Annotated in this window: 22 protein-coding genes and 1 tRNA gene; 14 read left to right on the forward strand and 9 right to left on the reverse strand. The window is 44.8% G+C overall.

Annotated elements, in window-relative coordinates; genetic code table 11:
- Positions 1-211 precede the first annotated feature (211 nt).
- Positions 212-2,110: a hypothetical protein gene (locus HQM15_03695; GenBank protein ID MBF0491863.1), complete on the forward strand. Its 1,899-nt coding sequence runs from the start codon at positions 212-214 to the stop codon at positions 2,108-2,110.
- Positions 2,111-2,173: 63 nt separating this feature from the next.
- Here the strand turns inward: HQM15_03695 and HQM15_03700 are convergent, their stop codons facing one another.
- Positions 2,174-3,175, reverse strand: a complete 1,002-nt coding sequence (locus tag HQM15_03700) for a flippase-like domain-containing protein (protein MBF0491864.1) — start codon at positions 3,173-3,175, stop codon at positions 2,174-2,176.
- Positions 3,176-3,415: 240 nt separating this feature from the next.
- Here HQM15_03700 and HQM15_03705 point away from each other — a divergent pair, with 240 nt between their 5' ends.
- The 5 genes from HQM15_03705 to HQM15_03725 all read left to right on the forward strand — a co-directional run bounded on the left by HQM15_03705 (position 3,416) and on the right by HQM15_03725 (position 7,507).
- Positions 3,416-4,846 (forward strand): NTP transferase domain-containing protein, encoded by a 1,431-nt coding sequence (locus HQM15_03705; protein ID MBF0491865.1) that lies wholly within the window; start codon positions 3,416-3,418, stop codon positions 4,844-4,846.
- An 8-nt stretch (positions 4,847-4,854) separates the two neighbouring features.
- Entirely contained in the window at positions 4,855-5,811 is a 957-nt protein-coding gene (locus tag HQM15_03710; protein ID MBF0491866.1) for a radical SAM protein, read from the forward strand.
- Between the two features lie 103 nt (positions 5,812-5,914).
- Positions 5,915-5,998, forward strand: a tRNA-Leu gene (locus tag HQM15_03715).
- 166 nt (positions 5,999-6,164) lie between these two features.
- The gene (locus HQM15_03720) at positions 6,165-7,370 is read left to right on the forward strand and encodes an integrase arm-type DNA-binding domain-containing protein (protein MBF0491867.1); all 1,206 of its coding nucleotides are present in this window, start codon (positions 6,165-6,167) and stop codon (positions 7,368-7,370) included.
- Positions 7,316-7,507: a transcriptional regulator gene (locus HQM15_03725; protein ID MBF0491868.1), complete on the forward strand. Its 192-nt coding sequence runs from the start codon at positions 7,316-7,318 to the stop codon at positions 7,505-7,507. Before HQM15_03720 ends, HQM15_03725 begins: the two co-directional genes overlap by 55 nt.
- A gap of 268 nt (positions 7,508-7,775) precedes the next feature.
- Here the strand turns inward: HQM15_03725 and HQM15_03730 are convergent, their stop codons facing one another.
- The 5 genes from HQM15_03730 to HQM15_03750 all read right to left on the reverse strand — a co-directional run bounded on the left by HQM15_03730 (position 7,776) and on the right by HQM15_03750 (position 10,965).
- A complete protein-coding gene (locus HQM15_03730) occupies positions 7,776-8,018 on the reverse strand; it encodes a type II toxin-antitoxin system HicA family toxin (protein MBF0491869.1) in 243 nt (80 codons plus the stop codon).
- The gene (locus tag HQM15_03735; GenBank protein ID MBF0491870.1) at positions 8,011-8,229 is read right to left on the reverse strand and encodes a type II toxin-antitoxin system HicB family antitoxin; all 219 of its coding nucleotides are present in this window, start codon (positions 8,227-8,229) and stop codon (positions 8,011-8,013) included. The genes HQM15_03730 and HQM15_03735 overlap by 8 nt, the downstream gene beginning before the upstream one ends.
- 31 nt (positions 8,230-8,260) lie before the next feature.
- Positions 8,261-9,307, reverse strand: coding sequence for an MBL fold metallo-hydrolase (locus HQM15_03740; protein ID MBF0491871.1), 1,047 nt, complete (start codon positions 9,305-9,307; stop codon positions 8,261-8,263).
- 174 nt (positions 9,308-9,481) lie between these two features.
- Positions 9,482-10,363, reverse strand: coding sequence for a lamin tail domain-containing protein (locus HQM15_03745; protein MBF0491872.1), 882 nt, complete (start codon positions 10,361-10,363; stop codon positions 9,482-9,484).
- Positions 10,360-10,965 carry a hypothetical protein gene (locus tag HQM15_03750; GenBank protein MBF0491873.1) on the reverse strand — a complete coding sequence of 202 codons (606 nt, stop codon included), beginning with the start codon at positions 10,963-10,965 and terminating at the stop codon, positions 10,360-10,362. The genes HQM15_03745 and HQM15_03750 overlap by 4 nt, the downstream gene beginning before the upstream one ends.
- 180 nt (positions 10,966-11,145) lie before the next feature.
- On the opposite strand from HQM15_03750, the gene HQM15_03755 reads away from it, so the two are divergent.
- Together HQM15_03755 and HQM15_03760 are read left to right on the forward strand one after the other, a co-directional pair.
- The gene (locus HQM15_03755) at positions 11,146-12,306 is read left to right on the forward strand and encodes an SLBB domain-containing protein (GenBank protein ID MBF0491874.1); all 1,161 of its coding nucleotides are present in this window, start codon (positions 11,146-11,148) and stop codon (positions 12,304-12,306) included.
- Between the two features lie 3 nt (positions 12,307-12,309).
- Positions 12,310-13,515 (forward strand): hypothetical protein, encoded by a 1,206-nt coding sequence (locus HQM15_03760; GenBank protein ID MBF0491875.1) that lies wholly within the window; start codon positions 12,310-12,312, stop codon positions 13,513-13,515.
- Here the strand turns inward: HQM15_03760 and HQM15_03765 are convergent.
- From HQM15_03765 to HQM15_03775, 3 genes are all read right to left on the reverse strand, one after another.
- A complete protein-coding gene (locus HQM15_03765; GenBank protein MBF0491876.1) occupies positions 13,499-14,491 on the reverse strand; it encodes an NAD(P)-dependent oxidoreductase in 993 nt (330 codons plus the stop codon). The two genes, HQM15_03760 and HQM15_03765, sit on opposite strands and share 17 nt — an antisense overlap.
- Before the next feature lie 134 nt (positions 14,492-14,625).
- Positions 14,626-15,765: a GNAT family N-acetyltransferase gene (locus HQM15_03770; protein ID MBF0491877.1), complete on the reverse strand. Its 1,140-nt coding sequence runs from the start codon at positions 15,763-15,765 to the stop codon at positions 14,626-14,628.
- 113 nt (positions 15,766-15,878) lie between these two features.
- Positions 15,879-17,123, reverse strand: coding sequence for an aminotransferase class I/II-fold pyridoxal phosphate-dependent enzyme (locus tag HQM15_03775; GenBank protein MBF0491878.1), 1,245 nt, complete (start codon positions 17,121-17,123; stop codon positions 15,879-15,881).
- A 132-nt stretch (positions 17,124-17,255) separates the two neighbouring features.
- Here HQM15_03775 and HQM15_03780 point away from each other — a divergent pair, with 132 nt between their 5' ends.
- From HQM15_03780 to HQM15_03805, 6 genes are all read left to right on the forward strand, one after another.
- Positions 17,256-18,173: a glycosyltransferase gene (locus tag HQM15_03780; protein MBF0491879.1), complete on the forward strand. Its 918-nt coding sequence runs from the start codon at positions 17,256-17,258 to the stop codon at positions 18,171-18,173.
- A gap of 7 nt (positions 18,174-18,180) precedes the next feature.
- Entirely contained in the window at positions 18,181-18,834 is a 654-nt protein-coding gene (locus tag HQM15_03785) for a polysaccharide deacetylase family protein (GenBank protein ID MBF0491880.1), read from the forward strand.
- Positions 18,831-19,976, forward strand: a complete 1,146-nt coding sequence (locus HQM15_03790; protein ID MBF0491881.1) for a glycosyltransferase — start codon at positions 18,831-18,833, stop codon at positions 19,974-19,976. The genes HQM15_03785 and HQM15_03790 overlap by 4 nt, the downstream gene beginning before the upstream one ends.
- Positions 19,973-20,938 carry a phosphatase PAP2 family protein gene (locus tag HQM15_03795; protein MBF0491882.1) on the forward strand — a complete coding sequence of 322 codons (966 nt, stop codon included), beginning with the start codon at positions 19,973-19,975 and terminating at the stop codon, positions 20,936-20,938. The genes HQM15_03790 and HQM15_03795 overlap by 4 nt, the downstream gene beginning before the upstream one ends.
- Positions 20,935-21,774: a PIG-L family deacetylase gene (locus tag HQM15_03800; GenBank protein ID MBF0491883.1), complete on the forward strand. Its 840-nt coding sequence runs from the start codon at positions 20,935-20,937 to the stop codon at positions 21,772-21,774. Before HQM15_03795 ends, HQM15_03800 begins: the two co-directional genes overlap by 4 nt.
- 181 nt (positions 21,775-21,955) lie before the next feature.
- Positions 21,956-22,927: a flippase-like domain-containing protein gene (locus tag HQM15_03805; GenBank protein ID MBF0491884.1), complete on the forward strand. Its 972-nt coding sequence runs from the start codon at positions 21,956-21,958 to the stop codon at positions 22,925-22,927.
- The last annotated feature ends 84 nt before the right edge of the window (positions 22,928-23,011 follow it).

Here is a 23,011-nt window from a genome sequence, read left to right on the forward strand (position 1 = left end):
ATCATAGGCGAGGCTCCTTTCTTGTCCTTTTCAAACCAAGAAATCCTCGCCTTCTTTTTATCTCTAAGCAAAATTAAACTTTCCTTACTTTTTGCTCTTTTTTACCCCCAGTAATTAAATGCATCCGCCTTCAAAAGATTTAGCAACTTTTATGGAGGCCTGCCGATAACTCCGGGGTGGGTCCAATGACACTAATACAGAAGGGATTTTTATGCTGCGTTATCAAGTCCATTTGCTTGGGGGGAATTCATCCTCTCACCCAGTCTCTCCCACTCCACCTCTGGTTGTTCCTGCAGAGAATACCCCGCACTTGCTTTCAATTCTCGGAGAAGAAGCTTCTTACTTGATGCATGAAATTCGAAACAGAGGCAGCGAGCTTCGCACTTCTTCTTTTTGGACTCATGCCTTGACAGACCTCACGCACACCGTCCGCACAGAGGTTTTGACCTCGGAAATGGCAAAGGAAGTTGGAAAGATGTTTGTGTTAGGCATGGTTGCGGGGGCTGTAGGTTCCTTTGCCAGTCGGCAAGTGCTCACTTCTTTTGGTGTGCAACAGGTGGAGCGTTTGGCGCTGGGGCAACTTTTTAATGCCTCTTCCCGAATTGGAGTTCGGGCCCTGGCTGGCACTGTGGGGATGCTGGCAAATGCTTCTGTGTTTTCTCTTCTCACAGGGGCCCTTTCCTCGGCTAATCCGGGAGCCTCTTTAGTTCATGTGACAGGTTCCGCAACCGATTTCTCGCTGATGCATGCGGGCAACTGGGCCCTGCATCCCTTGATGCAAGCGTTGCCCCTCTATCTTCGGGTTCCCCTGGATGTCTTGTGTGGAGGGCTTCTTTTTTCGGGGGCCTCAGCACTTCGAACAGACCTGTTTAATACCGCCCATCTCAGTCGGGAGGAGGTGGCTGCCCATTTAACAGGGACACAACTTTTCAGAAATATGGGATTTCATGCCGGTAATCGAGCGGTGGGGGGCTTTGCAGAGGCAGGAGTACAGAGAGTCTCGCGCTTCATGAGTGAAGTAAGGGGGTCAGCAAGAAGTTATTCTCCTTTGCTGGCAAGCCTTGTGCTTCTGGCAGGTTGTGATGAGAATGGGGAAGCCCCTGTACGGTGGCCGAGTGTTAGTAATCTCGATGATGATGCTCGTGCAATAATAGGAGGGGTCCTAGCATTTTCTGCTCTAGTTGTAGTTGTCATCGCTGGCCCAAAACTACTCGAACGCATGGCTGAACACAGAGAAGAAGCGCTTATTGAACAGATGGAGAATAGGCCTGAATCTGTGAGTGTTAGAACGATCGAAAGATTATTAAAATCGGATTCTCTAAGTAGGAATACGATCCCAGGACTGGTGAGCATAGCTTTAAGAATAGATTCAGATATTTCGGATGAATTGCGGACAAGAATTATCAGCCGGATAGCGGCTTCTCTTGGTCCTCACAGTTGCGCGCGTTTGCTTGAATGTTCTCGTTTGACCGAAGCTCAGGTACGACTTTTTCAACATCGTGCAGATGTTATCGATATTCTACTGAGTCCGGTTCCGTTGGAGGGGGACCATGTTAGAGAGTTGTTCAGGAGGTCCCTAGAACAACAAGAACAAGAAAAAGGTTCCTCCCTCTATTTAATAAATTTACTCCAGGCTTCTTCGCGTTTAGAGGAAGAACAAAGAGCAACTATTTTGGACCGTATAGCAATTGAAGCAGGAGAATTAGAACAAAGCTATGAGAGGTCTCGATCTGCAATAGCTGAAGAAGTACGTAATTCTCTCACCGAGAGATACAGAGAATATCTTGATCAAAGAGAAAGAGATAGGATGGAATACGGCTCGCCCTCTTGGGAGGACGGACCGTGGTTGAGCCCGAAACTAGTCCTGTTAGAATATTTGGATGAGAGATTCACAAGGACTTTAGAAAGTGAAATGGATGAATCAGTCCTTAACTCATTTAGAGACTTTCTCTCTGCGTACAGACAGTGGGAAGACTTTGTTGATGATGCAAATACAATGATTCAAAATTTGGGTTCCAAAATAGGATCTGATGAATTAAGAGCCTTGAGAGGGTTAATTCCTGAAGAAATAAGAAGGGAAGAGAGTTTTAATGACCAACCGTATGGATAAGCGTTTAATTGAAAGAGGTTGATGATGGAAGAGCGATTCCACTCCAAAAATAGCTGAAAAAATTCAGGTGTTGTTTTTTGGAACACTTCGCTGCTGCCAGGAGATGTAAGCAAATCCTATGCCTGCCCAGAGCAAAGTGCGTATCCTCCTGAAAATTTGTACCGAGGTTCCGGTGGCGGGATCCAAAGACAGCAGATGAAACGTGGCGGCGTAGGTGCCTTCCATCACACCTACTGCGCCAGGAATGAAGGCGAAAATCATAATTGCAATAGCCGTCACCGAGGCCATCAGATAGGCCCCCACAAAGGTAATGGGGGCTCCCAAAAAATAAGCCGCCAGAAAAATCTCCATTACCCCTAGAAAGCGGGTCAAAAAATGATAAAAAACCGCCAGAAAAAATCGACCCTGATGCTGTTTGTAAAACTGGGAAATATAGCCATCTACTTCTTCGGCTTGCTGTAAACTTTTTTCAGAAAAATTTTTCTTGAGTTTTAGTTTTTGCAGCAAACGAATCAAAAAACTAAACAGACCCTGATGTTGCTGGTGATAAAAATAATAGGTGAGGCCCAACATCAGGAGAACCGAGCCGCTCAGGCCGGCTTTCACATTCAGGGGAAAATCGAAATCCACCAGCGCAATCAGAATTCCAATCAGCATAAACAAAACCAGGGCAATCGAGGTGAGGGTGCGGTCTACCACGACACTGGCCGTTCCCTGAGTAGGGGGAACCCAGGGTTTGAGCAGTAAAATCCGTACTGGATCTCCTCCCCCCCAATTGAGGGGGTTGATGTTGTTGACAGCCTCCCCGGCCGCTTTAATCATGAATAAGCGGGCAAAGCGCAGGGGGTAGTTTACCGATTTTAAAAACTCGTTCCAGGCCTCGGTCTGCAACAAAAAGGTAAGCAGGGAAGGGCAGATGAGAGGGATGAAATACCAGCCTAGAATCTTTAAATTGTATAAAATTTCCTGAGGGCCGAGTTGTTTGATGAGCCAAATGACTAGGCTAATCCCTAAAACCAGAAAGGCATAGCTCAGCAACATGGATTTATTTTTTAGATTTTTCATGGTGAGTGGGGCTGGATAACAAAAAAGGAGAATAAGACAAGTATTCCTTGAGGCATACTTTGTTGTTGACGGGAGTTTTTAGGCTATACTAAGCCTCGCTGTTAATTTTGTAATTCGTATTATGCAACTCACCTTACACGATATCCCAGTCATCACCCTCTCCCTGCCCTCTCCCGTCAAGAGAGAGGGTGAGGAATGAAAATCGCGTAACAGGAGTTAGATAGTATTTTTAGGTCCACCATGCCAAAACAAGCCCTTATTCTAGCCGCAGGAAATGGCAGTCGAATTCAGCGTTTTGGGGGAGATATTCCCAAGCCTCTTCGAAAAGTAGGGGGGCTTTCTCTCATCAAACGCAGCATCCTCACCGCAAAACAGGCGGGCATACGCGATTTTGTCATCGTGGTGGGTTATCGGGGGGAGGACATCGTCTCCGCCCTTCAAAATGATGATTCCTTGGGGGTAAAGCTTACCTTTATCAAGAATGACGATTACCACAAAGCCAATGGGATTTCGGTTTTGAAGGCCAGAGACGCCATCCAGGGAAATTTTATTTTGATGATGGCGGACCATCTGTTTGAAAAAAAGGCCATTGAGAAAATGTTGGAGACCCCGTTTCGCTCGAATGAAGTTCTTTTGGGCATCGATTACAAGCTGAAAGAAATTTTTGATGAGCCCGATGCCACGAAGGTAAAACTGGATGGAGAGAAGGTTCGGGAGATAGCCAAGGATCTGGTCGATTTCGATGCCTACGACACAGGTCTTTTTTATTGCCGTCCCAAATTGTTTGAGGTGTTGGAAAATTGCTATCTCAAAAAAGGGGACGTCTCCCTTTCCGAAGGGATGAAGGCGCTTAGCCTGGAAGACAAATTTGGGGTAGTGGATGTCTCGGAATATTTTTGGCAGGATGTCGATACCCCCGAGGCCTTGAAACATGCCGAAGATATCCTCTTTGAACGCTTGCGTAAACCGACAGATGGCTGGTTCTCCAGAAATATCAATCGACATATCTCTCTGTTTATCTCGCGTTTCTTGTGCAAGACTTCTCTTTCTGCCCACCAGGTCACTGCCTTGGTCACGCTGGTAGGCGTTCTTTCCGCTTATTTTGTTTCTTCAGGGGTTTATTGGCAGGTGGCCCTGGGTGGTTTTCTTTTTCAGATGTCTTCCATTTTGGATGGTTGCGATGGGGAGATGTCCAAGTTAAAACTCAGTGCCTCCAAACTGGGGGAGTGGCTGGACACGGCCAGCGATAATTTTACTTATTTTATTTTTCTGCTGGGGGTTTGTACGGGGCTCTATCGGCAGACGGGGAGCTCTTTCTACGTTTATGAGTCATTTTTCATGCTGGCGGGCGTGTTGCTTACCTTGGGCCTGATGTTTTTGTATCTGGTTCGTTACACCAATTCGGGATCTTTGGTGACGATCCAGAAAGACATCCAAAAAGAAGAAAAGCAGGAGGCTCGGGCGTTTCTAAAAATTTTTACGAAGTTTGGATTCGTGATGAAGCGTGACTTTTTTGCCCTCTTTTTTATGGGTCTCACCTTTTTCAACCAGCTTCCCTTAATTCTTCATTTGAGCGCCTTGGGAGCCAACGTCACCTGGGTTTTTCTTGTTTTTTTCAAGAAAGAAATTTTTAAGCTGGATCCAGCCAAAGTCGCAGTTTCTTCTCGCTGAAAATTCCTATGGAACTCAATTTTTTACAGCGTCTAAGCTTTGCCCCTCTATTTACACAGCTGGTGGTAATCCGGAGATGCAATCTCAGTTGTGGATATTGTAACGAGTACGATAAAACCTCCAATCCCGTTTCGCTCGATTTACTCAAGGCTCGTGCCAAAAAGCTAAAGGATTTGGGCTCTTTTTCCATCTGTTTTACCGGCGGTGAACCCACCCTGCATCCCGAGCTGACCCAACTGATCCGCTATGCCCGTCAGGAACTGAAATTTTTAAAGACCACCATGATCAGCAATGGTTTTTATCTGAAACAAGAGCTCATCGAACGTTTGAATGATGCGGGTTTGCAAGACATGCAAATTTCTATCGACGGCGTAGAACCCAATGAAACCACCGTGAAGGTGTTAGATAGTTTGCGCAAAAAACTGGATTTACTGAAACAATACGCCAAATTTAATGTGGTGGTCTCCGGGGTGGTAGGCTCCTGTCCTCCGGAAGAATCTTACGAAGTGATCAAGTATGCCAAGGAGATGGGTTTTAAGCCACGAGTCTTGCTGATTCATGGCCCGGATGGACAAGTGAAATTGAACAATGAAGAACTGAAGGTCTATGAACGCATCAAGGCACTCATCCCTAAAAGTTTTCCCGAGTTTACAGAATATCGGGATGAGATGATCCACAAAGGCTCTGCCCCTTTCAAATGCAGGGCAGGTTCGCGCTATCTCTACGTGGATGAAAACGGCGTGGTCAGCTGGTGTTCGCAAACCCGATCTGCCTTTAGTAAAAATTTGATGGATTATGCTTATGAAGACTTGAAAAGGGAATTTTATAGTTATAAGAGCTGCCAGGATAAATGTACCCTAGGCTGTGTGCGGGCAGCAAGTTCAGTGGATAATTGGAGAAAACAAAATTTCCCTTTAGAAGAATTACCTGTAGAAGTCTTCTCTCCCTTGAGGGGGAAAATGTGAGAACATTTTCGGTTGGGAGAGGGCGGTCTTGGATTCAGTGAATCCATAACTCCCCCTTCCCCCTCTTATCTTAAGAGGGGGTGTTGGAAAATGTCTATTTTTTGCCGGTGTGGCGGAATTGGCAGACGCGCACGACTCAAAATCGTGTAAGCGCAAGCTTGTGTCGGTTCGACCCCGACCACCGGCATTTTTAAATAGTCCAATAGAGTTCAAAGAAGTCTTTAAGCCCACGTAAATGTGGGCTTTTTCTTTATTTCTTGTCCAAGATCATCCGAGAGAATTTATTGACATCCAATAGTTTGTGGGGGCAACAGTGGGGGCAACAAAAGATTATAAAAATGAGTTGCCCCCAAATGTCACTCAACGATGTTAAAATTCGAAACGCCAAACCTAGCTCTAAAACCACCAAACTCTTTGATGAAAGAGGACTTTACCTCGAAATTTCCCCAAATGGAGGCAAGTGGTGGCGCCTAAAATATAGATTTGGTGGAAAAGAAAAACGCCTCTCTTTTGGCGTTTATCCCGATGTCAGTTTAAAGGATGCTCGAGAAAAACGAGAGGAAGCTCGGAAGCTTTTGGCTAAAGAGGCTGACCCCAGTGAAAATCGAAAAGCTATAAAATCGACAAAGGCAAACCTCGCCGCAAATACCTTTGAAGTGATAACGCGAGAATGGTGTGCAAAGAATTCTTCGATATGGACGGAACTCTACAGCAGTCGCCTTATACAGCAATTTGAAAAAGATGTTTTTCCATGGATAGGGAGCCGTCCCATTACTGAAATTAATGCACCTTTATTACTGACTGTGCTCCGTCGAATCGAAGATCGCGGTGTGGGTTATACTGCACACCGAGTATTGCAAAATTGTGGACAGGTTTTCCGATATGCCGTCGTGACTGGAAGAGTTGATCGTGATCCTTCGGGCGATTTGAAAGGAGCTCTTTCTCCTGTAAAAGAACGTCATTTCTCTGCGATTACAGAACCAAAAGCCATTGGGGAACTTCTACGAGCTATAGATGGCTATGAAGGTTATTTTGTAACCAAGTGCGCGTTACGTTTGGCTCCTTTGATGTTTCTACGCCCAGGTGAACTTCGCAATGCAGAATGGACTGAAATCAATCTTGAAAAAGCGGAATGGAATATCCCTGCTGCTCGTATGAAAATGCGAGAACCTCATCTTGTTCCGTTATCGCGGCAAGCCATAGAAATTCTACAGAAACTGCAGTCGTTAACTGGTCACGGACGCTATGTTTTTCCGGGAGTAAGAACGAATAGCAGGCCAATGAGCAATAATGCGGTGTTGGCAGCGCTGCGTCGTATGGAGTTCCTTAAAGAAGAGATGTGCGGACATGGTTTCCGGGCAATGGCTAGAACAGTTTTAGATGAAGTGTTAGGCGTTCGCCCTGATTTTATTGAGCATCAATTGGCTCATGCTGTTCGTGATCCTAACGGCCGTGCTTACAATCGCACAGCGCACTTAGCAGAACGAAAAAAGATGATGCAGCAATGGGCGGATTATTTTACGCTTACATCTCCCAGGGCTTATGGACAAAGCCTGTAAACCTAGGAGCACGAGTGGTAGGTTGGCCAGCAAGCGAAGTATCAAAAATAATAAACGCTCGAATTGCTGGAAAAGAGGATGCAAAAATTCGTGAGCTTGTTATTGAAATGGAAGTTAATCGTAAAATTCTTGGATGAGTAATGTGAATGTAATTTTTAGAAAAATATTTAAACTCAATAAATTCTAAATTTTGCGTACAGAAAAATTCTATTGCGGTGGAAAAGAACCGAAATGATAGAAAATTCTGGGGGCAACTTTAGGGGCAACAGGCAAAATTAATAAATAATAAAATTAACAAATACAATATATTACGTACATTGTTCGATTCCGACCACCCCAAAAAATGCTCATTTACAGTAGTAAACTCCGCTTTTTTGGACCCTCCGCGCCTTGCTCTTGAGTTGCTCACGACGGTTTGAAATTTAATTTACTTTTCAGAAAATCCTCAATACTTATTCCAATATCCTTTGCAATTTGCCGTAATAGAAGCGGTGAAAGGTCCCGTCCTGGATGGATAGGCACTGTAGTAGCACGACCATCTTCGTGACGAAATTGTTTGTGAGAACCTTTCTGTCGTGCCTCGTAAAATCCGAGATTCTCTAGAAGTCGGATCACCTCTTTTGCCTTAAGTACTGGAATGTTAGACATGGAGAGTGATCGTTTGAGTCCCAATGAATTCGCTTTGCGGAATACAGCGATGATCTTCGAGAATTAAAGAGAGCACTTCTTCAAGATTAGATTTAAGTTCATCTAAAGTTCGAGCTTGAGTGTGAGCCCCAGAAATGCCCGGAACATGTGCAATATAAAGTCCTGTTTGATTACATTTTTCTATTATCGCTGTAAAAGACTGAGTTGGCATCGTTTGAAATTGTAACATGGTCGTTTCCCTTTTAAAATAGACATTCTTCTCCATTCACCCACATCTTTTCTCCATCTGTTTCCAGCTCGATGTTTCCATCCACAATCTGTTCCCCGGCAACAAAACCCCCAGCCCCTTTTTCGGTCAGATATAAAGCGGCTCCGCTTTGTTTCCAGCGTTCTAAGACGCTTTGATCGGGATGATGATAGTCATTAAAATTACCCACATTAAACAAAACTACTTTGGGTTTTAATGTCTGAATATAAAGGTCGTTCGAGCTGGTGGAGGATCCATGATGATTGGCATGGAGGGCAGACACCCCTTGCATCTGCTCGGCCAATAAGCTTTCCACATCCAGGGTTTCAAATCCCCCGGGACTTCCTCCACCACTCAGGTCCCCTGCGCTCAAATAGCTAAAATTTTTGTAACGGATCAAGAGTCCTACACAGCTGGAGTTTTCCTTTTCATAAAAGCCCTCGCTCAAGAGGTCGACAAAGGAATCCTCAGAAACGGCGCCATTTAAACTGATGATGCTAATTTCCAAAGAGTTTCCCAAATTTATTTTTTGGCCTAACATCAAAGAGTGTCTAAAATTTTGCACGGCATCCAGATAAGGGCCAAAGGCAGGCGCACTGTCTATCGGATAGGCTCCGCGATCCCACACCCCTTCTTTGGGAATGAAATCATCACTGGAATTTAACACCCCATCTTCACCCGCGATCAATTCGGGAATGGCTCCGATATGATCATTGTCGTAATGGGTCTCGAGCAGTAAATCGGGTTGGGAAATATTTTTGCTTTTGAAGAATGGAAGTAAGACCTCTCGCCCTTTACCGGGTTTGCCTCCATCGATGAGCAGGGTCTTTCCCTCGGGACTTTCAATAAAAGTAGCATCCCCCTGGCCTACATTGAGAATCGTAATCTTGAGTTTTTCCGTGACTGCAGCGGATGAGGATGCGCTTGAATTTGAAGAATTGTTTTCCCCTGCAGCACGGGAAGAAAAAACGTCGGAATTTGTGGATCCCATGCAGGAGGGGAGGAGTAAGGTGAAAAGAAGAAGGTAGATATATTTTTTCATGATGTGGCTCTAAATTTGATTAACGATTGTTTAAATTTCCGTTTTTGTAGGGGCGGTGCCTCCGTGCCCGCCCGCACTTTGATGTACTTTGGAATTCTGCAAATCCAATTGAAAAGCCATATTGCGGGCGGGCACGGAGGCACCGCCCCTACGGGAATTCATCAGGTAACGACATTATAAACTCCCCGGGCTCGGAGTCTCCAAGTCCATAAAATCCGCCGCATTATCATTCGTATTCACGCCAGCCCTTCGGGAGAGGCTGTGACCAGAAGCCACATCAAGCGCTGGATTGCCTCTGCCTGTCGCAAGCCCGTTGGAGGCCTCTGCCACGCCGCCTTCTCCGTAAGCCAGGGCGTCTTTCAGTTCCCCGCGAGGGGAGAGAAGTTGGATGGCATCCGGACCATTTTGAGGATCAAAATTGTCCATGAAATCGGCATTTGAAATATTGGAAGAATTGGAACTGTTGGTGCGCAAATCGGCAATCAGGTAAAGCCCGTTGGCTCGGGTTTTGGCGCCTTGAGGGAGATTGATCGTATCTATAATTTTTCCATCCGAACCATTAATGATTAAGATCTGATAGCCCGAGATATCCATTTCTGAGCTTCCGTACAACTCGATGAATTCGTTGCCATCGGTGTCACTTCCGGTGGCGTCGTAGAGGATTTCATTGAGGACCAAAAAAGTTTCAGCGGGGGTCGGAGCAGAGCCTGTCGGAGTTGCTGGCTGGGTCTCTGCCCCTGCTCCCTGGGTTCCTGCAGGTTGTGATTCTAGCGGCGTAGAGGTGGGAGTGGTTGTACTTGTAGGATTTGTTGTGGTGGGATGGGAAGCAGTATTTGTAGAAGCTGTTTTGGAATTTGTGGAGCTAGAGCTGCTGGTTCCCGAGCTAGATCCCGTAGGAGTAGCACTGGTGGGGCTGTTGTTGTGCGTGGTGCTTGAGCTGGGATTCGCCTGATCCGAATAGTTGGTGCTGATCCCTTCAAAAGGAGTAAGCTCTGGCATGCCCCCACAGGAAGAGGCGAATAGACCGAGTAAGAGGAATATATAAATATTTTTCATAAAGTCTCCTTTTCGTTTTCCAGCGATTTTAAAAATTCACCGTCGGTGAGATTGTCCAATTTTGCTTCCAGCTCTTCGAGTCGCAGCTGAAGACTGGCTGGAAATTCGTCGCGTTTTTTGTCGGGATGTTGGCTGAGGATTTTTTTACGCTCAAAATAGGCCTGATGCAGTTCATCAATAATTTGTGTGGTCACCAACTTGCGGGATCGCGCCTCAGCGGAGACCGCGAGTTCATCGTGGTTGAAGATCAATTCGTTCAGGTCCCAATAGGCCTTTACCGAGAAGAAACGATTGAAGTCTTCTTCCTGATGCAAACTGGAATCCGGCGGACCAATGCTCACGCTGGAACTCGTGACCGAGATAGAATCCTGAATGCTGTTGTTAATTTGCACCACCCCTTTTTGCTCGTAGCCCGCAACCACACGGGGGAGTAAGGCCGACCAGCGGGCACGCTTCTTCCACCTCAAGACTTCTTCGGGGTGCAGCCCCGACTTTTTGAGGGCAATCTGCTCCAGTTGCCTCAAAGAAAGTTCAGTGGCTTGAAGGGCCTGAAGGGAAGAGAAGAAGGTAAAACCTAGAATAATAAAAATTATTTTTTTCATAAAAGCTCCTTAATTTGTGTTGGAAAGTAAAAGCAGGACTTGTGCCAGGAAAAATAGGTTGAAAAAACAGAGGGTTAAAAAATCAGATCAGCAAAATATCTTTTTTTCGAACCGACGGTAGTCTGTAAATCAAACTCTTTGACAGACGAGTTTTAGTTGGATTAAGGCAGCTTGCTCATCATGAAAAATATTTCGATTTCTATTTCAAAAATCCTGCTTCTCAGTTTTGTACTGCAAGTTTTGTTTCCTTATTACGCTTGGGCTCAGGTAACTAATAGACCTACAGAAGAAATTCGTAATCCCAGTTTTAGAACGGGTTCTGGAGGCGGGGCTGCAGGTACAGGGGTAAACTCTGCTACGTCTATCAGAGATGATACCTTATTGATGGGTTCTTCGAATGCAGGAGGAAGTGGAGGAGGCGCTTCAGGAGGTGGGGGCGGAACTAGTTTGGGAAGTGCGAGTCTCATCTATCAAGTTCATATTTTGGGAGAAGTCAATCGTCCCGGAACTTACCGAATTCCAGCCTCTTCAAGACTTTATGAAGCCTTACAAATGGCTGGCGGTTTAAGACCCAATGGATCGGAGAGAGATATCGCCATCCGTAAACCGGGGACTCAAAAGAAAGTAGATCTCTTCGCCTATAAATTTCAAGGGAGTTTAGAAGACAATCCCTACTTAATGGATAACGATGTGATTTTTATTCCCATCCGCAAAAAAGTGGTTGAAATTGAGGGCAGCGTTTATCGTCCGGGGGTCTATGAACTAAAAGGGGAGAAAAATATTGCGGATCTCCTGAAGCTTGCGGGGGGTTATACCCAGGGTTATTCGGCCAGTCAGCCTTTGAAGGTGATTCGCTATATCGACGAAAAAAAACAACTCCTCGATGTATCGGGGGATGAAGTGGGCCAATTTAAAATTGAAAGTGGGGATGTGATCGTGATCCCCCATCTCTTCACCAAGAATAATTCCTTCGATTACAATATCAAACAATTTCCCAGCGATAATCTCTTTTACCCTTCCTTTGAAGATCGGATTTTTTTGACGGGGGGGGTTCAAACTCCAGGCGCGTATGCCTTTAACCCTAGCTATAAATTGGGCAACTATCTGGCCATCGCCGGAGGGACCACCAAGATGGCGAAAAAAGAGATTCGAATTGTGGATAACAAGGGAATGGTCAGAAAAGTTAAATCCGATTCTGAATTGATCCTGAATCCGGGAGATGTGGTTTTTATTCCCGAGAAAAGGTTTACCCCTGAGGGTTGGCTTTCTGTATTCACTTCTATAGTCGGCTTTGGCCTCTCAACTACGGCGACGGTATTATCTCTGAAAAATCTGAACTAATTTATGGAAAATTCCGATCCCAAAAATTCTGAAACTGTCTTGAATCCTTCGGCCGTTTACCCCCCCTACGCCTGGCCACCCCCTTATGCCTACGCACCGGAAGAAGAGATCAATTTGCTCGATTGCTGGAAGGTCATTTGTAAGCGCCTGGTTTTTATTTTTATCTTTTGTTTTTTATGTATTTTAGCGGCCTTATTTTACGTGCAGTACACGGCTAAAACTTACAAGGTGCAGGCTACGCTGGCCCCGCTTTCTTCTTCCTCCGGGGGTGGATTGAGCGGATTGGCCTCGCAATTGGGTTCGCTGCCTTTTGTGGGGGGGCAATTGGGGGGCCTGGCAGGCGGGGTGAGTAAGGGGGGGCAGCTCATTAATATCATGAAGAGTCGCAGTTTTCTCGAAAAAGTGATTCATGATTTTGATCTGCTGAAGGTGTTATTTCCCAAGGCATGGGAAAAAAGCGGAGATGCCAAGAAACCCAATCTTGAAGCGGCCTTCACAGAGCTACAGACCAAATTGCTTAGCGTTGAAGAAGATAAAAAAACAAGTTTAGTAAATATTTCACTGCAAATGGAAGACCCTGTGCTGGCGACAGCGATAGTGAATCGAATGATCTTTGAACTTCAGGAGACCTTGAATAGCAAGGAACTGACGGATGCTCGTCACAATCGCGTGTTTATTGAGGGGCAGCTGCAAAAGAGTAAGATTGAATTGTTGGAGCTGGGAAAAAAGTTGAATCAGTTTTATGGTTCAGGGAGGGTGTCGAGTATTAGTCCTCAAGTAGATGTCGATATTGGAAAAATGCCTGACAGTTCTTCAAAAAGCTTTGAGGAGTTGCAAGTGGATTTGCAGGGCTTGGAGGGTCAGAAAAAAGATTTGGAAGCCAAAATGCAAGACAATGAAAAAGAGGGAATTGTTCACAATGTGCCTTCTCAAATTTATCTGCAATATCTCACTTTGCAGCGGGAGTTGTTGGGCAGAGTTTATGGCTTGCTTTCACAACAGTATGAAATGGCAAAGGTCGAGGAAGCCAAGAACGATTTACGTTTTCAAGTGATCGATCCGGCCTATCCTCCGGTGAAGTACGACAAGCCGCAAAAAGTAATTGTGCTAGGGGTTAGCGCGGTGGGCTCTTTTTTTCTGGCGATTTTTCTGGCCTTCTTTTTGGAGTTTGTGGGGAGGCAGAAGGAAGAAGTTAGAAGTGAGAAGTAAGAAGCGAACGATAATTATAAAATGCCAGACACTCCTTCAACCCATCCTCTAATTTTATTTTAGGTTCCCATCCCAATTCCCGATTCAATTTCTCATAGCCACATACCCAGGATTTTATTTTCATTTCCTTCAATTTCTCACGGCCAAAAATTTGAGGTTTTTTTCTGAGTTTTGACACGAAATCTGAGGCAAAGGCAGCGCTATAAAAAAACAGGGTTGGGACGGGAAAGTTCAATATTTTTTTGTTCATCACCCGTCCAATCGCTTCAAAAAATTCCCTCCAATTTAAACTGTGCCCATCATCCAAACAATAAATGTCCGATTTCTTTGGCCTTCCCAAAAGGGTGAGGACGGCGTCTGCGACATCTTTTGCGTGGCAGAGGGAGAAACGATTTTTCCCATCTCCATAAAAGGGGGCAAGCCATTTTGCCGCGAGTTTGAAGGCGGGTAACAATTCAAGATCCCCCGGGCCATAAAGCACGGGAGGTCTCAGAATGCTGAGTTGCATTTTTCTCTTGAGAATCTGCAAGGTCTCTTCAGCGGCGAGTTTGCTTTGACCATAAAAACTCAAGGGATGACACTTGGCAGCGGGGATACAGAAATTGCGTCCATCTATTTCGGGATTCATCACCGCCAGGGTGGAAATATGCAGGAAGTGTTTGGGGGGATTTTTTAAGTTTAAAAGGAGCTGGGCTAGTTTTTCTGTGCCCTTTGCATTAACCTCAAAAAAGGTCTCTCGGCTTAAGGCCTTCACGAGGCCTGCACAGTGAACTAGCGCAGCACATTTTTCTAGAATAGAAGCATCAAAATCACATTCGGGGAGACTGCCTTCAACCAATTGAATTTTGGGATGCTGAAGATGATCCCGCCTGGATTTTTTTCGGACTAGAACCACCAGTTCATAGCCATCTTGAAGCAGGGCCTGGCTGATGTAAGAACCTAGAAATCCAGAGGCACCGGTGAGGAAGATTTTCATAAGCTCTTGTTCCCATTACGGAGACCGTGGATTCTGTCATCTCGAGAGAAACGAGAGATCCCAGTGAGTTTCTCAATTGTACCCACTGGATCTCTCACTTCGCAAAGCTCCGTTCGAGATGACAGCCGAGTCATTCAAGATGACACCAATTGTTTTTCATACACCCTCAGCGTCTTATACTTTTTACCCCCCATAAATTCAATGCCGGTATTAATTTTTTCATTGTCTTCCAGGGTCCAGGAAAGTTCACCCCATTGATAACCTCGTGCCAAACCGCGTCGATGAATTTCCACATAGAGCAAGACACTGAGTCCTCCCAAGACAGAACCCCGATATTCATTTTTGATTCCCAACAGGAGGAGTCGGGCGGACTTGTATTTTCGCTGCTTGATTCTCCAAAGCAGTTTGAAAATTCCCAGGGGGAATAAACGCCCCTTTAACCCTTGAATCAATTCGTACAGATTGGGAACACAAAGACACATGGCGGCGGGTTTGCCGTCTACTTCGGCAATGAGGGCCATTTCAGGATCTATGAATAATTTTAGATCGGCTGCGGATTTTTCTACTTCTTTGGGGGTGAGAGGGACAAAACCCCAATTTTTATTCCAGGCCGAATTAAAAATATCCAGGATGATTTCCAGATCCTTCTGGAAATGCTTCTTATCCAAATGTCGAATTTTTAAACCCGGGTATTTGCCTACTTCCGCGGCAATTTGGGTAGGGGCTTCCGGGACTTCCGTGGCCGGGTAATACCAGCAGAAGAGATCTTTTGCCTTTTGATATCCGGCTTGCTGGAGCAGCGAAGCATAATAATCAAAATTATAGGGAATCATCGTCATTTGAGGCTGATCAAAACCCTCCACCAGCAAACCTGTCTCTTCATTGATTGAAAAACTGAAAGGCCCTAATATTTTTTTTGCCCCTTCCTGTTTTACCCAATCTTCTGCTGCCTTCAGCAAGGCTTGAGCGATTGCCGGATCATTTTCAGACTCAAAAAAACCAAAATGGCCGACTCGCTCTTTGTGAAATTTTTCATATTCAAAATCAATTTGGGCGGAAATTCTTCCGACTACTTTTTCTTCTTTTTTGGCAATAAAAAGTTGTACCTTGGCGTGCTCAAAAAATGGATTTTTTTTGGGATTTAATAAATCCCTTCGTTCTTGATAGAGCGGGGCTACCCAAGAGGCTGTGTTGCTATAGAGACGGTAGGGAAGTTCGATGAATTCTTGAAGTTGTTTGGGGGTTTGGACTGGCTGGATAGTGAGTAGAGACATCGTAGTATCCCCCTCTTAAGCTAAGAGGGGGTCAGGGGGAGTTATGGTAATTGGAGACAATCGGACATAACCCCTCCTAACCTCCCCTTAGCTTAAGGGGAGGAAAAGGGGGCTTAAATCAATTCCAACTTTTTCCCTACTTTATGAAACTTGTCCAAGGCAAAACTTAAATGATCTTTGGTGTGGGTCGACATCGTGGAAACCCTCAGCATGGCTTTGTCTTTTCCTACTGCAGGGTACAAAATAGGATTCACATAAACGCCTTCTTCGAGCAATTCTTTCCAAAGCAGCATGGTGTAAAGGTCGTTGCCAATATGCACAGGGACAATTGGGGTTTCGGTATTCCCTACCTTCCAACCCATGGCACTCAAGCCTTGGACGATGCTTTGTGCATTTTTGGCGGCTTGTAGTACCCGTTCAGGTTCTGCCCGTAAAATTTTAAGGGATTCGCTGGCGGCGGCCAAATTAGCGGGGGTAATGGAGGCGGAAAAAATCATCGAACGGCCAAAGTGTTTGATATAGTCGATGACTTCAAAATCACCGGCCACACAGCCTCCTGTGGAGGCAAGGGATTTGGAGAAAGTGGCCATGATCAAATCCACTTCTTTACTCAATCCAAAATGCCCGGCCGTGCCTTCACCGCGTTTACCTAAAATTCCCAATCCATGGGCATCATCTATCAAGAGCCTGGCATTATGCTTTTTGGCGAGGGCAAGCATTTTAGGAAGAGGCGTGATATCTCCTTCCATGCTGAAGACTCCATCAATGGCAATCAGCTTTGCCTGGTGCTTCGGGGCCGCCTGTAAAAGCCGTTCTAAATCTTCCGGATTATTGTGTTTAAAATAGTGGGTGTTGCATCCTGCCATCTTCACAGCGTCTTGCAGACTTGCGTGGTTGAGCTTATCCAGGAAAGCCGAGGTGTTTTCATTCGCCAAAGCGCTAATGATTCCGATATTGACCTGATAGCCTGTGGTGAAGACCAGGGCAGCTTCTTTTCCTAAAAAATCGGCGATCTCTCGTTCGAAGGTCTCATGAATTTCCAAGGTACCATTGAGAAGTCGTGAGCCTGTGGCACTTGTCCCATATTTTCGTATCGCATCGATAGCGGCTTCCCGCACCCTGGGGTCTGTGGTGAGTCCGAGATAGTTGTTCGACCCCAGCATGATTACTTTCTTCCCTTTGATAATGGCTTCGGAACCCAGATTGCATTCCAAGGCCTGAAAGTAAGGGTACATGCCCATTTCACGGACGGAGCCGACAATTTTTTGAAATTCTTTAGTCTTGCTAAAGACATCGCTGTCGCTAGTGTTTTCCAGGTGATGGCGATCGGAAATCAATTGATCTAATGCGTTGTTCATATCCACCTTAAAAAGAGAAGTAAAGGAAGCCTGATGACATTTTCCAAAAGAATCTGTCAATGTTTGTTTATGGGATTGGCTCCCAGGTTTTTGATCCTTGACTTTAAGGGGGGCTTAGATAAGAAAGCCGCGGTGAATCTCCTGACTCAAAATTTCAAGGGTTTTCCTTCGTTAGAAGATCCAATCTCAAAATCCTGGGTGGGGCAGAGTTCACAACGCCCACAAATCTCTATTATCATTCCGGCCTTTAATGAGGCGCGTTATCTGAAAAAATGTTTGGATTCTGTCTTACGTCAGGAGACAGACATCCCCTATGAAGTGATTGTGGTGGATAACCATAGCCAGGATGCAACTCCTCAGATTGCCCTCCAACAGGGAGTGCGACTGGTGCAGGAGTCTCATCGAGGTCTCACCCATGCCCGTGAAGCGGGCTATCGTGCAGCTCGAGCTCCGCTTTTAGCTTATGTGGATGCAGACTCTATTGTCCCTTATCATTGGGTTGATGCGATCTACGAAGCTTTTCAACAAAGACCTGAAGCGATTGCCTTGTGTGGCTCCTTCCGCTACGTCCTCAAATCGACGTTGCATCGTTTTATCTTTTCACTTTATTTTCATATGGTAGAGCCTGTGGCCGATTTCTTTTTGAAAGGGCAGCGCCTGGCGGGTGGAAATTTTGCTGTGCGAAAAGAAGCCCTCCAGAAAATTGGGGGTTTTAATCTGGAAATAGAATTTTACGGAGAAGACATGGAGCTGGCTTCCCGCCTGAAAAAAGTGGGAGCTATTGTTCCTATGGGAGCCCGTATATTATCTTCGGGGCGACGATTCGATAAAAAAGGGATTGTCATCCCCGGTTTTATTTATCTCTTCAACTACCTCTGGCTCTTTATCTTTAAAAAACCCATTTTTTCTTTTTACGATGTGGCCGAAGAGGATGTTAGCTATAGCCATGCCAGTGACCAGGATGTTTCTTCGGAGACCCTCACACTTGAGGGGCATCCGGCAGAGGAAGTTTTACCCCAAGTTCCCTCTCCCTTGATGGGAGAGGGTTAGGGAGAGGGTGAAAAGTCAAAAAGGGACTTCCGTGCGTGTCTTTAAAAAGCTTAGTCTTGGCGGAAAAAAAATTGCCCTCACTTTTGATGATGGTCCGGATTCTACTCATACCCTTTCCTTGCTTCGTTTTCTTGAAACCCAAAATGTCCCGGCCTGCTTCTTTTTAATTGCAGAAAAGGTGGCTCGATATGCCGAAATCAGTCTGGAAATTCACAAGAGGGGTTTTGAGATTGGCAATCACAGTGCTTCCCATCGCTGGGGCACGGCCTTTTCCCCCTTCATTTTAAGGCAAGAGCTTGAAGCCTCCGAGATCATATTCCGAAAAATTTTTCGTAAAACCCCTCGCTTGTATCGACCTCCCCGAGGGATTTTGTTTCCCTGGATGAAAACGGTCTTGGCCCAGTCTCACTACGACTTGGTTTACTGGACGGAGATGCCAGGAGATTATTGGCCCTGGCATTCCCCAGACAGCATCCGCCAAAAATTGCTTTCTTCTGTTCAAGAAAAATCGATTTGGACCTTTCACGATGGTTTGAATTTGTGGGGGCAGGGAAAGGGTTTTGCCCTGGATCTGCTGCGGGAATTGATTCCCTATTATCAGGATCAGGGTTATGAGTTTGTGAGTTTGAGAGAGGGCTTGGAGGTGGAGGTTTATCGATGAAAACCATCACCATCGTCGCCAACGAGCCCTACCACTCACTCTCCGGAGGCATCCCCCGTTTTCTGCAAGAAATTGGACCGCGTTTGTCCCGTTTTCTGAATGTGCAAATGGCAGTGATTGGCAACTCCAGAAAAATGAGTATCGAAACCCTGAATCCTCATTTTACGCTTTATCATTTTCCTCATTATGCCCTGCCGGTGGGAGACAGTTACCCTCCTCGTTTTTTGAAAAAAGAAATGAAAGCACTCATTCAAGGTAGCGATGTGGTTTTTGTGCAAACCGTCGATTGTTTTATTCCTCTTTATTACTGTAAAAAATTCAAGAAACCCCTGCTCATGTATTTTCATGGCATCGATTGGGAAACCTTTCCGCGCGCCCTGGGTTTCCCTTGGCTTGCAAAAAAAATTGTTCCTCTGGTGAAGTCCTATGCGCGCTATTGGTATAATCGCTGTTCTTGTTTGCTTGTTCCTTCTGCGACGCTTGTTCCCGTCTTGGAGCAGGCCAAAATAGTGTCGCCAAAACATATCCTTCCTTTGGGTGTGGATGCTCAGCAATTTCGGCCTTCTTTGAATTCCTGCTATTGCAAAGAAAGAATAGGTCTGCAAGAAAGTGATTTGGTGCTGGGTTACACCGGAAGACTGGCCCGCGAAAAAAACATCGATTTTTTATTGAATGTTTTTGAGCGGCTTCAAAAAGAATTTTCCGCTCTTAAACTTTTACTCGTGGGAAGTGGGGTAAAAGATTTTGAAGCTAAAATTCGGCAAAACCCTGCAGTCCTAGCGGTGGGCCAAAAAAATGAGGTGCTGCCTTATCTACAGGCCATGGATGTTTTTGTGATGCCTTCCCAAACTGAAACGAGCTCTCTTTCTACCATGGAAGCGATGGCATCAGGTCTTCCGATTATTGCCTTTGATGTAGGTTGCTTACGAGACTATGTCCAGAATGGGCAAAATGGATATTTGGTTCCTTTGGGGAATGAAGAAGATTTTTATTCCAAAATTCGCCATTTGCTGCAAGAGAAGGAGCTCCGACAAAATATTGGAAGAGAGGCTCGCCAGGGTATGGAAGTTCGTTTCAACTGGGAGGATACAGTGCGTGAGCTTTATGAAGTCATCGAAAAAATAGTGTTCAAAGTAATATGAATTTTTCATCACAACAGCCTGCAAGTCCTTTTTTTTCCTGGTTCAAGGTAAGCCTCGTTTTTGTTATTTTTTTGGCAGTCAATTTTATCATGGGAAATTTGCATTATCCCCATGTGCTTTTTAGTTCTGCTATTTTTATTTTGTTCGCTTTGCATCCTAACACCCGACTATTTCTTGTTTTAGCGATTCCCATTTTATTACAAAATGTTATTTTTGACTCTTTCCGTTTTGTGCCTTTTCATTGGTATTTGCCCATTCATGTTCGGGAACCTTATCTTTTTGATCAGTATTTCTTTTCGATTTTTTATCAGGGTCGAACTTATCTTCCCCATGAGTTTTTAATGCATTTCCAGCGACCTCTTTTGGATCTTATTTCGGGTGCGCTTTATAATGTGTTAGATCCCGTGGTCGTATTATTGGTGGTGCTGTTCTGGAAGATGAAAGATGAATATTTCGCCGCGCGCTACACCTCTGCTTTTTTGCTCATGAATTTCTTTGCCTTTGCCACTTATCTTTTTTACCCCGCCGCTGCCCCCTGGTATGTGTCCAAATATGGTTTTATTTCTCCTTTGATGCCCGTTCCCGGGAGCCCTGCTGGGCTTGCCCGCTTTGATCAACTTCTGGGTTTAGGGGTCTCCAAAGAGTTTTATTCCATGAGTCCTGTGGTGTTTGGTGCCCTGCCTTCTATGCATGCTGGTTTTACGATGCTGGGTTTTCTCTATTCCCTGAAGCTAGGTAAAAGATGGTCTATTCCCATAGGAATTTATAGTTTGGGGATGTGGTTATCGGCCTTGTATTTGGAGCATCATTATGTGATCGATATCCTCTTGGGTATTTTCTACGCCCTGATTGCCTACATTTTGATGGAAAAGTGTTTTGTAAAGGCCAATGCAAGCATATTGGATTTCCTCAATAAAATGCTTCTTTATCCCAAGGCACCCTGTTTGTTGGGTAAAAAATGAATGAAGTTTTAATTATTTCCCCTCACTACGATGATGCGGTTTTTTCCTGTGGGGGAATTCTTTCCAATCCCTCTCAAGACTATCAATTCGAAGTTCTAAATGTGTTTTCGCATTCTGGGAGAAGAACCGCCCAAAGAAAAAAAGAAGAGGCAGCCGCCTCCGAATATTTAAATTATCAAAGTCATAGTCTCGGGTTTTCTGATTATGAACGACGAGATTTTTTTGGTTTTTTACCCTCTCGCATGCATCGATTTTTAGGTGCAGAAGATGAAGAGGTTTTCAAGAAAGTCGAAACCGCTTTTCTGGATTTTTTAAAAAATAAAAACTTTCACTCTCTCTATTTTCCACTGGGCATAGGAATGCATATCGACCACGAAATCTGTTTTCGCTTGGCGAAAAGTTTGTCGAAACAGAATTCCGGCGAGATTTATTTTTATGAGGATTTGCCTTATGCCTTGTTGCCAGGTTTGACTGAACTTCGTCTTTTCCAGCTTGGAATATCAAGTCCTGAATCTTTAGCTGGCTGGCAAGACATGGCTGATTTTCTCTATACCCGACCTTTCTGGAAGAGGCTTAAAATTTTTAAAAAAATACTCACTCCACTCATTAAAAACTTTTGGCAAAAACGGCTGCGTGTTCTAGGGCAGCTTCCATTGAAAGCGAAGTATTTTTATTTAGGGTATTCTCTTGAAATGAAAAACAAGGCGGCTTGTTTGTATGAGAGCCAAGTCAAAGATTTTTTTTCTTCACCGGAAGATTCCCTGGAGTGTTTTAAAAAATATTCAGAAAAAGTGGGAGTGGATTATCCCAGTGAGAGAGTGTGGCAGTTGCTTTAATGATGCAGCTTGCGCGATTTTTTTATGAAGTTTGATTGAATTTCTGTAGGGGCGGTGCCTCTGTGCCCGCCCGCACTTGGCTACATTTTGCTGCTATGAATTCCAATTGAAAAACCAAATTACGGGCGGGCACAGAGGCACCGCCCCTACGAAAAAAAATATTGTGATTGCAATGGCATAAATGAAAAGTACCTTTAAAAAATCACTTCCCTATTTTACTTTTCTGATTTCCCTACTTCTGCTCGCCTTTTGTTTCCAAGAAATCTCCTGGCAAGAATTCCGACTTTCTCTGCAACAAATTTCCTGGAAGTTTTTGGCTTTCGCTTTTATTCCCCTTTTGTCTTTGGTGTTTGTCAAAAGCCTGCAGTGGAAATGTTTTTCCAAAGAGAAACGAGAGATTCCGTTTTCAAGTTTGTTTGAAGCCATTTCCACCTGGTTGATGATGGTCAACCTACTTCCCTTCTGGATGGGAGAAGCGTTTCTGATTTATATTCTGGGCCAACGTTTCCAATTTGGAAAAACTTATTCCACGTCCCTTCTTACTCTAGATCAAATCTTTGAAGGGCTTTCGTTGATGTGCATTTTTTCATTGTTGATTTTGGCTCATCAAATTCCAACTTGGATGCAAATCCCCATCCATGTTTTTTTTATAGGGATTTTCTTTTTTTATTTTCTGCTTTTGATTTTGGCCTATCGTTTTCGGCATTCCAAACGCTTGCTTCATGAAGAGATGAAATTGAAAAATCGAATGTTTCAGGTATTTAAAAACTGGGCGAGTGAACTTTCACTTCTTCATCGTTTGGGGCCTACTCTTTTCTCGCTTTTTTTTGCCCTCTGTATTAAAGCACTCGAATATTTCTCTCTCACTCTCTTGCAATGGGGTTTAGGTTTAACTCTTCCCTGGTGGGCTCCCCTACTGATTATTGCGGGGCTCAATTTGGCTTTGATGATTCCTATGGCGCCTGCCAATCTAGGGGTGTTTGAGGCCACGGTATTTTATTTATATCAAAATTTGGGAGTGCATTCGGGAGACTGTATGGTTTTGGCTTTAAGCTACCATGGCCTGTATTTAGCGGCTTTGGTGTTGCCGGGATATTTTGTGTTTGTAAAAAGAGGGTTTCGTTTGCCGGGGCCAAACAATGTTTTTAATTAAATGCACGTTGAACAAGCGCTTCCCCTCTCCCCTTGTGGGAGAGGGCTGGGTGAGGGGTATTCCGAGTGCACTCAAGATCACCCT

It is taken from the genome of Deltaproteobacteria bacterium (assembly GCA_015233135.1).
Classification (GTDB): domain Bacteria; phylum UBA10199; class UBA10199; order JADFYH01; family JADFYH01; genus JADFYH01.